At 72.5% G+C, this 14,438-nt stretch carries 9 protein-coding genes; all 9 read left to right on the plus strand.

Annotated elements, in window-relative coordinates:
• Positions 1–128 precede the first annotated feature (128 nt).
• A complete protein-coding gene (locus tag ACIRPT_RS35210; RefSeq protein WP_403834839.1) occupies positions 129–5,399 on the plus strand; it encodes a type I polyketide synthase in 5,271 nt (1,756 codons plus the stop codon).
• The gene (locus ACIRPT_RS35215) at positions 5,396–6,766 is read left to right on the plus strand and encodes a hypothetical protein (RefSeq protein WP_403834841.1); all 1,371 of its coding nucleotides are present in this window, start codon (positions 5,396–5,398) and stop codon (positions 6,764–6,766) included. The genes ACIRPT_RS35210 and ACIRPT_RS35215 overlap by 4 nt, the downstream gene beginning before the upstream one ends.
• A complete protein-coding gene (locus tag ACIRPT_RS35220; RefSeq protein WP_403834843.1) occupies positions 6,759–8,264 on the plus strand; it encodes an acyl-CoA reductase in 1,506 nt (501 codons plus the stop codon). Before ACIRPT_RS35215 ends, ACIRPT_RS35220 begins: the two co-directional genes overlap by 8 nt.
• Entirely contained in the window at positions 8,261–9,283 is a 1,023-nt protein-coding gene (locus ACIRPT_RS35225; RefSeq protein ID WP_403834846.1) for a 3-oxoacyl-ACP synthase, read from the plus strand. Before ACIRPT_RS35220 ends, ACIRPT_RS35225 begins: the two co-directional genes overlap by 4 nt.
• 34 nt (positions 9,284–9,317) lie before the next feature.
• Positions 9,318–10,193, plus strand: coding sequence for an oxidoreductase (locus tag ACIRPT_RS35230; RefSeq protein ID WP_403834849.1), 876 nt, complete (start codon positions 9,318–9,320; stop codon positions 10,191–10,193).
• Positions 10,194–10,313: 120 nt separating this feature from the next.
• Positions 10,314–11,441 carry an alcohol dehydrogenase catalytic domain-containing protein gene (locus ACIRPT_RS35235; protein WP_403834852.1) on the plus strand — a complete coding sequence of 376 codons (1,128 nt, stop codon included), beginning with the start codon at positions 10,314–10,316 and terminating at the stop codon, positions 11,439–11,441.
• A gap of 183 nt (positions 11,442–11,624) precedes the next feature.
• Positions 11,625–12,047: a hypothetical protein gene (locus tag ACIRPT_RS35240; protein WP_403834855.1), complete on the plus strand. Its 423-nt coding sequence runs from the start codon at positions 11,625–11,627 to the stop codon at positions 12,045–12,047.
• Positions 12,048–12,666: 619 nt separating this feature from the next.
• On the plus strand, positions 12,667–13,860 hold the full coding sequence (locus ACIRPT_RS35245) for a macrolide family glycosyltransferase (RefSeq protein ID WP_403834857.1): 1,194 nt from the start codon (positions 12,667–12,669) through the stop codon (positions 13,858–13,860).
• 278 nt (positions 13,861–14,138) lie between these two features.
• Positions 14,139–14,423 carry a hypothetical protein gene (locus ACIRPT_RS35250; protein ID WP_403502624.1) on the plus strand — a complete coding sequence of 95 codons (285 nt, stop codon included), beginning with the start codon at positions 14,139–14,141 and terminating at the stop codon, positions 14,421–14,423.
• The last annotated feature ends 15 nt before the right edge of the window (positions 14,424–14,438 follow it).

A 14,438-nucleotide genomic window follows, 5' to 3' on the forward strand; every position in this document is an offset into this window, starting at 1 on the left:
AAGTAGTCATATATAGAATTCTCGCAAGAGTTAACTCTCCTGGGTGGCGGGGGGTTATATAGGCCCTCCCTGGGGCGCTACGGTCATTTCGCTCACTGTTCCTGGTATTTCCCTTCGCAAGGAATCGCGTGCGTCGTCACAGTGAATCTTCGGGATATCGAAATGATGCGGTCGCCGTCATCGGAATAGGATTCCGCGCGGCCGATGGGATCTCTTCGCCAGCCGAATTATGGGAGTTCAGCGAATGCGGCGGCGACGCTTCGCGAGAAGTCCCGCCGGAGCGTTGGGAGTCTTATTCCCGGAAGGGGACCGAGCAGGCGGCGGTGCTGCGGGGCGTCACCTCGCGCGGTTCCTTCATGGCGGACATCGCCGGGTTCGACGCGGCGTTCTTCGGGATCTCGGCGCACGAGGCACGGCAGTTGGACCCGCAGCAGCGCATCGCCCTGGAGGTCGCCTGGGAGGCTCTGGAGCACGCCGGCATTCCGCCCCGCACCCTGGAAGGCACCCACACCGGCGTCTACGTCGGCGTCGGCTCCGACGACTACGGGCGTCGGCTGCTGGAGGATCTGCCGCGCATCGAGGCGTGGACCGGTATCGGCGCCTCGCCCTGCGCCGTCGCCAACCGCATCTCCTATGCCCTGGACCTGCGCGGCGCCAGCCTCAGCGTCGACACCGCCTGCTCCTCCTCATTGGTGGCGGTCCATCAGGCCTGCCAGGCGCTCCGCCTGGGAGAAGTGCCGCTCGCGCTCGCCGGCGGCGTACTGGTCATGTCCGGGCCCGGCCTGACGGTGGTGCTGGACGCGGCCGGGGCGATCTCCCCGGACGGGCGCTCGAAGCCGTTCGACGCCGCGGCCGACGGCTACGGCCGGGGTGAGGGGTGCGGGCTGGTGGTGCTCAAGCGCCTGGCCGACGCGCGCCGCGACGGCGACCGGATCCTGGCCGTGATCCGGGGCAGCGCGGTGTGCCAGGACGGCCGTACCGACGGCATCATGGCGCCCAACGCCCGCGCCCAGGCCGACGTCATGCGCCGCGCCTACGCCGCCGCCTCCGTCGACCCCGCCGACGTCGACTACGTGGAGGCACACGGCACCGGCACCCGGGCCGGCGATCCGGTGGAGGCGAGCGCGCTCGCAGAGGTCGTCGGAGCCGGCCGCAGCGGCCGGCGCCCCTGTCTGATCGGCTCGGTCAAGGCCAACATCGGCCACTTGGAGGCGGCGGCCGGGGTCGCCGGGCTGGTCAGGACCGTGGAATCGCTGCGCCGCGGGACGCTGCCAGGGGTTCGGAGCGTCGACGGCCCGACTCCAGCCGTGGACTGGGAGACCGGCGGTCTCCGGCTCGTCACCTCCACGACACCGTGGCCGCGAGCCGTCGGCGGAGTGCGGCGGGCCGGTGTGGCGAGTTATGGCTACGGCGGGACCATCGCGCATGTCGTGGTGGAAGAGGCACCCGTGGACGACGAAACCGCGCCCCTGCCCGCGGACGACGGAGGCGAGCAGCGTGTCTTCCCCCTGTCCGCCGCATCGCCCGAGGCGCTGCGCGCCGCCGCCGGGCGCCTGGCCGACCACCTGGAATCTTCCGTACACCGCGGTGGGGCGGTCCCGTCGCTCGCCGACATCGGCCACACCCTGGCCCTGCGCCGCCAGCATCTGCCCTGCCGCGCCGCGGTGGTGGCCGCCCGCCACACGGACCTCGTCGCCGCGCTGCGGAACGCCTCCCAGGGGAAGGCCCGCGCACCGCACGCCGCTCTCCCGGACTCCCGCGACGCAGTGTGGGTCTACTCCGGCCATGGCTCCCAGTGGCCGGGCATGGGCCGTGAACTGATGGCCGCGGAGCCGGAATTCGCGCGAGCGTTGGCCGAGATCGATGACGTCTACCGGAAGGAGATGGGCTTCTCGGCGATCGAAGCACTGAGAACGGGTGCGCTCGGCGAAACGGACCGCATCCAGGCCCTGCTCTATGCCGTGCAGACTGGCCTCACCGCCGTGTGGCGGGCCAAGGGCCTGCGGCCGGGGGCGGTCATCGGCCACTCCGTCGGCGAGATCGCCGCCGCCGCGGCGGCCGGTGCGCTCACGGCCCGTGAGGGGGCCCGTCTGGTGTGCCGTCGTTCCCGGCTGCTGTCGCGCGTGGTCGGTCGCGGCGCGATGGTGATGGTGTCGCTGCCGTTCGAAGAAGTGGAGCGGCGGCTCGGCACACCACCGGGGCACTCGACCGCGGTCGCCGCCATCGCCTCCTCCCCGCACTCGTGTGTGGTCTCCGGCACCGCGCGCGCCATCGACCACCTCTCCGAAGCCTGGAAGAAGGAGGGGCTGCCGATCCAGCGGATCGACTCCGACGTGGCCTTCCACGGGCCGGACATGGACCCGCTGTGCCCCGACCTCGTCACCGCCGCCGCATTCCTGCGCCCGGGCAGGCCGCATGTCCCGCTGTACGGCACGGCCCTGGACGACCCCCGCGCCGACGCCTTGCGCGACGGCACCTACTGGGCAACCAACCTGCGCGCCCCCGTCCGACTAGCCGCCGCCGTGGCTGCCGCAGCCGAGGACGGGCACCGGCTGTTCCTGGAGATTTCCGCCCACCCCGTGGTGGCACACTCCCTCACCGAGACGCTGGCGGAGACCGCCGCCGAAGGGACCTGGGTCGCGCACAGCCTGCGCCGTGACAAGCCGGAGCGCGCCACACTCCTGGACAACCTGGGACAACTGCACGTGCACGGCGCGCAGGTGGACTGGCGCGCGCTGCACCCCGACGGGAGGCTCGTCGATCTGCCGTTCAACCCCTGGCGACACACCCGCCACTGGGTCGAAGGACCGTCCGAGACCACCACCCGCGCCGGCGGACACGACCCACGGCAGCACACCCTGCTCGGCACCCCGGTGGACGTCCGCACCGGCCCGCCCTCGCGGCTGTGGCTCACCCGGCTGGACCATGCGAACCGCCCGTACCCGCTCACGCACCCCGTTCGGGGAACCGAAATCGTGCCCGCTGCGGTGCTGCTGCACACGTTCCTGCACGTGGCGCAGCCACACACCGACCGGCCGTTCACCATGGGCGCCACTCTGCGGGATGTCCGGCTGCGCATTCCGGTGAGCGTGGACGTCGCCCGCGATGTCCAAGTCGTCCAGCAGGACGGCGGCGTGCGCCTGGCCACCAGGACGGACGGCGACGACTGGCTGATCCACACCACGGCGCGCACCGTGACCCCCACCTCGCCTGCCGCACCGGACCCTGCAACGGCCCGCCGTGGCGCAGCGGAGTGCCCGAACGTCCTCGACCCCGAGCACGTCCAACACCGCCTCGCCGACCTCGGCGTCTCGGCGATGGGCTTCCCGTGGCACTTCCGCCGGCTCTGCCAGGGCCGCGGGCTGCTGTACGGGCTGGCAGCCGCCGCACCCGAAGGCCAGGGTACGGGTGGGAGCTGGGCCGGCCTGCTGGACGCCGCGACCTCCATGGCGTCCGTCGCCTTCGACGGCCCGGCGACGCTGCGGATGCCCACCGCCATTGACGAGGCCACCGTGCGGGGCGCGCCACCTGCCCAAGCCCACCTCCTGGCGCGCGTTACCGGCGAGAACACCGTCGATGTCTGCATCGAATCCGAGGACGGGGCGGCCCGCGCGTCGCTGCTCGGGCTGCGGTTCGGGCAGCTGGAGCCGGACGCCGCCGACACGGCACCGACGATGATGCTGCATGAGACGGTCTGGCAGCCGTTCGCCGTCGGCACCGCCGCCCCGCAGGCGGACGCCGGACCGGTGGTCCTCGTGGGTGGCGATGCACGGCTTCGCCGTGCGCTGGCGGCCGGATTCGGCCAGCGGCTGCACACTTTGCGGGATCCGGAACAACTGTCGGCGGACCCGCACGCCACCGTGCTGCTTGCGGCTCCCGCAGCGCCGACCGGAACCGCACAGGGCCGGCGCGCCGAGCAGGGCGCGCTGTTGATGCTGCGCGCCCTGCGCCGCGCCGCGACTCCCGCCGGGCGGATGTGGGCCCTGACCACCGGCGTCCGCGAGGCCCGCAACTCCGCCGCGCCACCCCAGGCGGCCCTGTGGGGTCTGGCACGGATCGCCGCGGAGGAGCGGCCCGAGGCGTGGGGCGGGCTGGTGGACCTGCCCTCCGAGCCGAGCGGGCAGGACATCGCCGCACTGGCCGCGCTGCTGGGACGGGAACACACCGAGGACACCCTGTCGATCCGCCAGGGCCTGATCGAGACCGCGCGGCTGGCTCCGTACACCGTGTCCGCGCCCGGCGGCGCCCTGGTATGCCGGGCGGATGGCACCTACCTGGTCACCGGGGGCCTGGGTGCGCTCGGCTTGGAGGTCGCATCCCACCTGGCCGCCCGGGGCGCCCGCCGCCTGATTCTGCTGGGCCGCACCGGACTTCCGCCGCGTGCAAAGTGGGACGCCCCCGTCGCCCCGTCGACCCGGGCCCGGATCGACGCCGTGCGCGCCCTGGAAGCAACCGGAGTCACGGTCCGCACCCTGGTCGCCGATGTCGCCGACCCCACCCGGCTGGCCCGCCTGCTCGACCCCGACCGCCTCGGCCTGCCGCCGGTGCGCGGTGTCGTGCATGCGGCCGGCACCGTCGTCAACCGCAGGCTCGACGCGCTCACCGACGACGACATGCGCACCGTGCTGCACCCCAAGACGGCGGGCGCCTCGGCCCTGCACCAGCTCTACCCGCCAGGCGGCCTGGACTTCCTGGTGCTGTTCTCTTCAGCCGGCCAGCTGTTCCGCCTCCCCGGGCAGGGTGCCTACGCCGCCGCCAACGCCTACCTCGACGCCCTGGCGCGCCATCGACGCGCGGCCGAGCCCGGCGACCACACCCTCTCGCTGGCCTGGACCAGCTGGCGCGGCCTCGGTATGTCCACATCGTCGGAGGTCATCGACGCCGAACTCGCCGCCCGCGGCACCGGCGACATCACCGCCGAGCAGGCCCTGCGGGCCTGGGACCGGGCCGCGGCCGGCGGCGCCCCGGACCTGGCGGTCTTCCGGATGCTCCCGGAAGACCCCACCGTCACCCGGCCTCCGCTGCTGCGCGACCTGGCCGCACCCGCACCCCGCGGAGGCGACGAGCGGCCCGGCCCGCCCGCCGCAGCCGCCCGGCTGGCCGGCCTTTCCGGCAACGAACTGAACACCGCGCTCCTCGCCGAGGTCACCGAGGCGGCCGCCGAAACCCTCGGCGTCCGCCCCGAGGACGTGCCCGACCGGCGAGCGCTGCCCGAACTCGGCCTGGACTCCCTGCTGACGGTCCGCCTCCGGCGCGCCCTGGAGACCCGGATGGGTGTGTCCCTGCCGGCCACCCTGCTGTGGAACCGGCCCACCACCACGGCCATCACCGACCACCTCGTCGACCTGCTCAGCACCGCGGCCGAGCCGCAGACCGCACCTATCGGAGGCACCCAGTGACCGCCCTCGCCTTCCCCCGGGATCCGATCGCCTTCTTCGGCGCCTCCCGCGAGGCCATGCACCGATCGCCGGCCGCCGAACTGGAGCACCTGCAACTCCAGGCACTGCGCGACCGGTTCGTCCAGCTGCGCGGCCGCCTGCCGGCGCTGGACGTACTGGCCGAGGAGGCCGGGCTGCACACCGTCACGGCGCTGGAGGACATCGCCCCCCTCCTGCTGCCGCACACCGTCTACAAGTCCTACCCGGCTTCGCTGCTGGCATCGAACCGCTTCGACCGGCTGACCCAGTGGCTCCAGCGCCTGACCACCGTCGACCTGTCCGGCATCGACGCCTCCGGCTGTGACAGCGTCGACGCCTGGCTCGACCTGATCGACACCGCCACGGAGCTACGCCTGGCGCACTCCTCCGGTACCTCCGGCACGCTCTCCTTCCTGCCCCACACCCACCGGCAGTTCGACGAGCTGTTCCGCATCGTCGGCCTGGACGTGCTGCCCCCGGACGACGGCCCGGTGGACGTCATCTGGCCCTCCTACCGCTATGGGCGCAGCGGTATCGCCCGCTGCGGGCGCGCGATGGCCGAGCGGTTCGCCCGGACCGAGGACCGCTTCCACCCGCTGCACCCGGGCCTGATGAGCGCGGACGTGATGTACCTGGCGGGACGGCTGCGCAACGCCGAGCTGCGCGGGGAGCCGGCCGTCGAGGTCTCACCGCAGCTGTCCGGGCGCCACCGCGAACTGCTGGAGGCCCAGCGTCCCGGCAAGGCCATGGCCGCGTTCGCCCACGACCTCGCCGAGCGCCTCGCGGGCCGCCGTATCGTCGCCATGAACACCTGGAACCTGCTGTACTCCCTCGCCCGGGCCGGGCTGGAACAGGGGCTGGAGAACGTCTTCGCCGGCGACTCCGTCGTCATGCCCGGCGGCGGTGCCAAGAACCAGGCCGTGCCGGACGACTGGCAGGACACCGTCCGTCGGTTCTTCGGCGTCCCCCGGCTGCACCACATCTACGCCCTGTCGGAGGTCATGGCGCTCAACGACCTGTGCCCGGCAGGGCGTTACCACATCGACCCCTGGGTCGTGCTCTACATCCTCGACCCCGACACCGGACGGCCGCTGCCGCGTACCGGTACCCGGACCGGCCGCGCCGCCTTCTTCGATCTGATGGCAGAAGTCCACTGGGGCGGCTTCGCCTCCGGCGACCGCGTCAACGCCAGTTTCCTCCCCTGCCCATGCGGCCGGACCACCCCGCACCTCGCTCAGCGCATCGACCGCTACGACACCGACCACGGCGGCGACGACAAGATCACCTGCGCCGCCGCGCCGGACGCCCATCGCGAGGCCCTGGCATACCTGGAGGCGACCCGTGCCTGACACGCCCGAGCCGCCGCTCGCCGCCGCCGTCCTGCGCGGCGAGACCGTCACCGACGCGCCCCTCCGCTTCGCCGCCCGCGACGGCGTCGGCGGCTTCCTCGCCCCCGACCCGCACCGGCTCCTGCCCCGCCTGCCGCTGCGCGATCCGGGCACCATGGCCGCCCTCAACTCCCTTACGTACCAGGAGATCGAGGACTACCTCGCAGAACTCGGTCCACTGCTGGACCCCCACCACAACCCGCTGATCGCCGAAGCGATCGAGCGGTCCGCGGCCTGGTCGGACCTCACCGCCCCGCTGCTGCGCACCACCTACGCCCACCTGCCCGAGCTGTTCGCCCGCGATGCGGTCCGCGCTGTGGCCGAGCACACCGTCGGCACCGCCGCACTCGAAGGCTGGCGGCCCGTCGCGCAGCCCGACGGCCGCAGCGCCTCGGTCCGCGCCCTGGGCGCGCGCACCGTCCACATCATCGCCGGCAACAGCCCCCTCATCGCGGCCCTCACGGTGATTCGCAACGCCCTCACCCGCGGCGACGCCATCATCAAGACCCCTTCCAACGACCCGCTCACCGCACCCGCCATCGCCCGGACCGCCGCGGCCATGGCCCCCGACCACCCCCTCACCGCCCACCTGACCGTGCTGCACTGGAAGGGCGGCGACACCGCGTTCGAAGACCGCCTCTACCACCCCGCACACCTGGAGAAGATCGTGGCCTGGGGCGGCTTCGCCTCCGTCCGGCACGTCACCCGCTACCTGCGCCCCGGCCTGGAGCTGATCACTCTCGACCCCAAGCTCAGCGTCTCGCTCATCGGCCCCGAAGGTTTCGCCACCGACGAGGCGATGGCGCTGACCGCCCGGCACGCCGCCGCCGACATCGCCGCCCTCAACCAACTCGGCTGCATGAACTCCCGCATCGTGCACGCCGCTACCGGCACGGACCGGGACGGCATCGCCCGCGCCACCGCCTGGGCGGAACTGCTGCACCGCGAGATCCAGCGGCTCCCCGAAGGCATCAGCACCCCCGCCCGCCGCTTCGACCCGGAACTCCGCGCCCACCTGCAAGCGCTGCGCACCCTCCCGGAGTGGTACCGGATCCACGGCGGCCGCCAGGACGAGGGCGCGGTCATCGTCTCCCTCACCGGAGAGCCCGTGGACTTCGCCGACCGGCTCTCCGGCCGCGTCGTGAACGTCGTGCCCACCGACGACGCAGGCACCGCCGTGAGCCACCTCACCTCCGCCACCCAGACCCTCGGTGTGTATCCCGACAGCCTCCGCCTCGCCGTACGCGACATCGCCCCGCTGTACGGCGTGCAGCGCATCGTCGCACTCGGCTACGCCGCCCACTACCGTCCCGAGCTGCCCCAAGACGCCATGGAACCGCTGCGCCGCATGCTCCGCTGGGTCACTGACGAGAGCGCCGACCCCCGGCTGATCGATCCGACCGAATGCCTCGGCCCGCTGGCCGCCCGCCCTCCCGCCTCCGCCGGTCATTCCCGGTGAAGCTGCCCGCTCCCCTCGCCGTCCGCGCCGCCACCGTCCACCTGCCCGGCGGCCGGCACACCGTGGCCGACGCGGTGGCGGCCGGCTTCCTCACCACCACCGACGCCGCGCGCAGCGGCTACCTCACGCTGCCGGTGGCCGGCCCGGACGAGACCCCCGAATCCCTGGCCGCGCACGCCGCCGAGCTGGCCCTGCGCACCGCCAGCACCGATCCCGCCCGCCTCGGCCTGCTCGTCCACACCTGGCTGCACCGGCCCGCCCACCCGTTCTGGTCACCGGCCCACCACATCGCCGCCCGGGTCCGCGCCGAGACCGCTCTGCCCCTGGGCGTACACCAGATGAGCAACGGCGCCGCGGCGGCTCTGCACACCGCCGCCGCCTGGCTGTCCGCCGACCCGACCGCGGGCCCCGCCCTGGTCACCGCTGCCGACACCTTCCCGGCGCCGGGCTTCGACCGCTGGCGGGGTGACGTGTTGCTCTACGGCGACGCCGGGTGTGCCGCCGTCCTGGACACCCTCCGGTGCGACGACCCCGCACTGCACCTGGTCTCCCTCGTCTCGGCGGCGGCACCGGCCCTGGAGGCGGCGCACCGCGCCGGGCGACGGCCCGGCAGCCCGGCAGCACCCACCCCTCGCGACACCCGCCGGGCCTTCATCGCCGAGCACGGCGCCGACGCCTTCGCGGCGGCCGCACGCGAGGGCGCCTCGCGTGCGATCGCCGGCGCCCTCGCGCATGCCGGTCTGCGGCCCAACGATCCGTCCCTGCGCCAGATCGTGCTGCCCCGCGTCGGCAAACACACCCTGGAGGCCCTCTACGCCCCGCTGCTGAACACCCTGCTCCCCGGCGTCCCGCGGACCGACCACGGCGCCCACACCGGACACCTCGGGGCGGGCGACCTGCTCGCCAACATCGCGGTCCTCACCGCGCCCGACAGCCCGCTGAGCTCTGGAGACCATGTCCTCATCTTCAACGGAGGCGGCGGATTCACCTGGAGCTGTGCGGTCCTGCACCGCCCCTGAACACCCCAGTCGACCCGACCTGTTGGAGGTCGCCATGACCACCCCGACCATCCGCCTCGCTGGTCACTCCGTCAGCCGCCTCGGCTACGGCACCATGCAACTGCCCGGCCCCGGCGTGTGGGGCCCGCCCGCCGACCGCGATGCCGCGATCGGTGTCATGCGCGCCGCGCTCGACCACGGCGTCACCCACATCGACACCGCCGACTTCTACGGCCCCGCGGTCGCCAACGAAGTGCTGCGCGAAGCCCTGCATCCCTACCCCGAGAACCTGCTGATCGCCACCAAGGTCGGCGTCGTCCGCGGCCCCGACCGCTCCTGGCTGCCCGCCGCCTCCCCCTCCCAGCTCGTCAATCAGGTGCACGACAACCTGCGCCGCCTCGGCCTCGACCGCCTGGACCTGGTCTACCTGCGCGTGGGCGGCGACGGACTGCTCCAGCCCGACTCCACGCCCTTCGAGGAATCCTGGGGAACCCTGGCCGAACTGATCGACAAGGGCGACATCGGCCACCTCGGCCTGAGCGGCATCACCCCCGAGCACCTCCCACGCGCAGCAGCCATCGCTCCGGTCGCCGCGGTACAGAACCGCTTCAACCTGTTCGACCGCAGCGGCGCCCCCGCCCTGGCCGCATGCCGAGCCCACGGCGCCGAACCTGTGCCGTTCGTCCCCTACTTCCCGCTCGGCACCGCCGAGCAGCGGCAAGACCCACGGCTCACCGCGATCGCCCAGCGCATCCAGGCGGCCACCGCCCAGGTCGCGCTCGCCTGGCTGCTCGCCCACCACCCCTCGATCCTCCCGATCCCGGGCACCTCCCACCGCACCCACCTGGAACAGAACCTGGCCGCCGCAGAGGTGGCGGCGCGACTCACCGACGCCGACATGACCGAGCTCGACGCGCTCGCACATCCCTGACGCCCTTGCACATTCCTGACGCCCTTGCACATCCCTGCCTCCCTCGCACATCCCTGCCTCCCTCGCATGTCCCTCCCTCCCACCGTCCGCACGACCAGCCACCTCTTGCCGGAGTGCCCCATGACCACCTCCACCACCCGCCCCTCACAAGGCGTCCGGCCCACCGGAGGATCTCCCTCCCAGGCCCTGCCCGCCACCATGACAGCCGCCCGCCTCGAGACGTCCACGGGCACCTTCGGCCTGCACGAGATCCCCGTGCCACAGCCCGGACCCGGGCAGGTCCTGCTCAAGGTGGACGCGGCCGGGGTATGCCTGACCGATGTCCACGTACTCGACGGCTCCCTGCGCGACTTCACCCCGGACCGAGGACCCGGACACCGGATCACCCTCGGCCACGAGATCGCCGGCACCGTGGCCGCGATCGGCCCCGCGGTCCCCGACACCTGGAAGCCCGGTGACCGCGTCATGCCGATGTCCCGCCAGCGCTGCGAGCGCTGCGCCGGCTGCCGGTCCATGAGCGGGCCCTGCACCGACCTGCGCACGCTCGGTATGGACATCGACGGTGGCTGGGCGCAGTACGTACTGTCCGCCCACCACGCGCTGGTCGCCGTCCCCGACTCCCTGCCCGACGTAGCCGCCGCAATCGTTCCGGACGCCGTGACCGTCCCGTTCAGCGCGCTGGTCCGGCACGGCCGACTGCGAGCCGGCGAGAGCGTCGGCCTGTGGGGACTGGGCGGGCTCGGAACGCACGCGGTGCAGATCGCCCGTTCCGCAGGCGCGGCACCGATCGTCGGCTTCGACCCGCTCCCCGATGCCCGCGCCCGCGCCCGTGAACTGGGCGCGGACGCGGCCCTGGACCCTGCCGATCCGGCGGCCCCGGCCCGGATCGCCGACCTGACCGACGGGCGGGGGCTCGACCTCGCCGTGGACTTCGTCGGCCACGGCACGGTACGCAACCAGGCGCAGGGGCTGCTGGGCATGGCCGGCCGTCTCGTCCTCGCGGGCGTGTGCTCCGGGGCCGTCTCGATCGACGACTTCGGCCGGTTCCACAACCTTGAGCAGTCCGCCACGGCCTTCCTCGGATACGGCATCACCGACCTGCGGCGGGTGGCGGGGCTGCTGGAGTTCGGCCGCTTGGACCTGTCCGCCTCCGTCACCGAAGTTTTCGACCTCGGCGACGTCAGGGAGCCCCTCGGCCGGCTCGCCTCCAAGGCCACAAGCCCCGTCCGCTATGTGGTGCGTCCCTGAAGGTTCTGCGCCGCCCACTGGGAATCTCTGCGTCATGGCGCGCCCGCCTCACCGAAGCGGCATACGGCACGTTCTGCCCACGTGCACGCGCACGGGGCCGGGAAGCGGACGACGCTGGGCGTTGGGCCGTGATGCCCGCTGCGCCCATAATGGCTGACCGCTCGATCCCAGGGAGACCCAAGGATGCCCATCAACTCCGCACGCCCCGAGTCCGATCCGCGGAACGCCACCGTGCGCCCCGTACCGACCGTGCCCCGGCGCCGGCCGGCCGTCGTGCTGGCGCTGCTGATCGCCCTGCTGACCGTCGGCGTCGCGCCGGCCACGGCGGCGGGTCGCGGTACGGCCGAGGCCGGCCGGGTGACCACCACAGCGGCCGTCGCTGCCACGCAGCAGTCCGCCTACCGCCACGGCTCCTCCCGTTCGACGTCGTCCAAGTCCGTCCTTGGCGGCAAGAAGTCGAAGAAGAGGAGCAGCAACAGCGGCATCAAGGGGTTGGTGGGTTTTCTGATCCTTCTGCTGTTTTTCGGTCTCCTCTTCGTGGTTCTGTTGATCTGGGTGGTCGTCCGCACCAAGCGCCGCGCGGCGCTCGAGCAGCGCAACGGGTAGTGCCTGACCGCGCGCCGGGGCCGGCGGCGCGAGCATGGTGGCGGAACGCGTAGAGCAGGCTTTCCGCTAGGGCGTCGGGCTCCTCGCGTACCACCGTCCCCTCGGCCTCGCCCGCTGGTCGTACCGCCTCGGGGCCATGGCGAGCGTGACGTGATCCGGCGTGGGCGTGGACCGGGGCGCAGTTGGCCGCGGGCGCACATGCCTTGAGGCACAGTCACGCCGCATGTATTCGCTCACGTGCCGCATCTGGACGGCCGCCGACTCCGGCGTACGGCGACACCACCGCCCCCACCCGTCGGTGCCCTCCGCCTTCTCCGCTTCCGCAATCGCCCAATTCGGCTTCACGACCTTGGTCTTGTCGGTTTGCCGCGCGCTCCTCAGGTGCTTCCGGCGGCCCGTGAGCACCTCCGCGGCCGGAACCTCGAAGGCCGATCTGCGGTCGTCGGACATTGAGCACGTCGACAGGCCGGCCGGCTGACCGCCTCGCGCGCCGTACGCCTTCGTTGCGCGGGACGCCGAAGAGGATCGCGCCGCGTTGCTCTGTTGCGCACTGCCCCGTTGCCGAGTTGTGCCCCGCAGCGTTTCCCTGGCGTAGACCTCTAGTCAAGGAAGTCCCGATATGCCCCGACCTGCCCATATCGCCATGATCGGCACGCCCATGGTCAGCCATGTGCTGCCCAGCCTGGAGATCATCCGTGAGCTGGTGGCCCGCGGCCATCGCGTGACGTACGCCAACGCCGACCACGTCGCCGGGCTGATCACCCCCACCGGTGCCGAGCTGGTCCGCGTGACCTCCACTCTGCCGGTCGCCGACAGCGACTGGCCGCAGGACCTCATCGCCTCCGCCTCCCTCTTCCTCGACGAGGCGATGGCCGTACTGCCACAGCTGCACGCCGCGTACGACGACGCCCCCGCCGACCTCTACCTCTACGACATCGGCGCGTACGCAGGCCGCGCGCTGGCCGAGGCGCAGGGCCGCGACCTCGTCCAGCTGTCACCCATGCATGTGGCCTGGGAAGGCGCGCAGGACGAGATCGGTGCGGCGTTCGCCCGGCTGCCCGGAGGTTCCGCCCACCGAGCGCGGTTCGCCGATTGGCTGGCCCGGTGCGGTGCGGTGACCACGAACGTGGAAGAGTTCACCGGCCGGCCACGGCGAGCGCTCGCCATGATCCCGCGCGCCATGCAGCCACATGCGGACCGGGTCGACACCGAGGCGGTGACGTTCGTCGGCCCGTGTTTCGGCGCCGGTGAGGAGCACGACGGTTGGATGCGGCCGGCCGGTGCGGAGAAGGTGCTGCTGGTGTCGCTGGGCGGCTCGGCGTATCCCAGGCAGCGGGAGATCTACGGGCAGTGTGTGGCGGCCTTCGCGGATCTTCCGGGGTGGCATGTGGTGCTGCAGACCGGCAGTGGCGGCGATTCGGCCGAGGTGGGGGACCGGATCCCTCCCAACTTCGAAGTGCGGCCGTGGGTGCCGCCATTGACGATCCTCGAGCAGGTGGACACATGGGTGACACACACCGGTATGGGCAGCTGCGGTGAGGGCCTGTACGCCGGTGTGCCGATGATCGCGGTACCGCACGGGGCCGAGCAGTGCCTCTACGCCGACCGGCTCGTCGAACTGGGTGTCGCCCGCCGGATCGACACCCCGGACGTCTCGGCCGCGGCGCTGCGTACGGCTCTGATGGAACTCATCGGCGATCCACAGGTCGCCGCGCGCTCGGCATGGCTGTGGGCCGAGGTGCGCGCCGAGGGCGGCACCCGCCGGGCCGTGGATCTGATCGAGGAGCAGCTGGTAGGGGAGCGAGTGGGCTGATAGTGCGGGGCGGGCGGCGAGCGGTTCAGGCCGGCCCGAGAGGCGTTTGGGCACAGCGCGAGCACCCCATTCCACGCCATTCCGCTTAAGGCGGTCGCCGCTTCCCCGCGCGGGGGCCGGGCCGGGCGTTGCCTCGCCGGCAGTACGGCGACCGGCCCGTTTGGATCATCTGAGGCAGCCCTTCAGGTGATTGACGGCCTCTTCGCAAACCAGGAAGTCGACTCAGGGGTACGGCGTCTCAGAAAGACACGACCCGGAACCCCATGAGGAGATCGGCCATGTACGCAGCAGTCCGGCGATATGAAGGGGTGACCGATCCAGTCGAGACGGGGCGCCTCGTCAACGAGGGATTCGTACCGCTCATGCGCCAGGTCCCCGGATTCGTGGCCTACTACTGGATCGATGCCGGGGAGGGAGTGATGATCTCGACCAGCGTCTTCCAGGACCAGGCCGGTGCCGAAGAATCGATCTTGAGGGCCGTGGATTTCGTGCGGGACCACCTCGCGGCGCTGCTCCCCAACCCTCCCCAGGTCGCGACCGGGGAGGTGGTGGCTTCCGCGTGACAGCGGAGGCCACCA

The organism is Streptomyces sp. NPDC101227 (genome assembly GCF_044767545.1).
Classification (GTDB): domain Bacteria; phylum Actinomycetota; class Actinomycetes; order Streptomycetales; family Streptomycetaceae; genus Streptomyces.

Bases quoted from the DNA above. Each gene is read 5' to 3' on its own strand.
- ACIRPT_RS35250 (WP_403502624.1), top strand. From the start codon at position 14,139: ATGTACGCAGCAGTCCGGCGATATGAAGGGGTGACCGATCCAGTCGAG.
- ACIRPT_RS35245 (WP_403834857.1), top strand. From the start codon at position 12,667: ATGCCCCGACCTGCCCATATCGCCATGATCGGCACGCCCATGGTCAGC.
- ACIRPT_RS35240 (WP_403834855.1), top strand. From the start codon at position 11,625: ATGCCCATCAACTCCGCACGCCCCGAGTCCGATCCGCGGAACGCCACC.
- ACIRPT_RS35230 (WP_403834849.1), top strand. From the start codon at position 9,318: ATGACCACCCCGACCATCCGCCTCGCTGGTCACTCCGTCAGCCGCCTC.
- ACIRPT_RS35235 (WP_403834852.1), top strand. From the start codon at position 10,314: ATGACCACCTCCACCACCCGCCCCTCACAAGGCGTCCGGCCCACCGGA.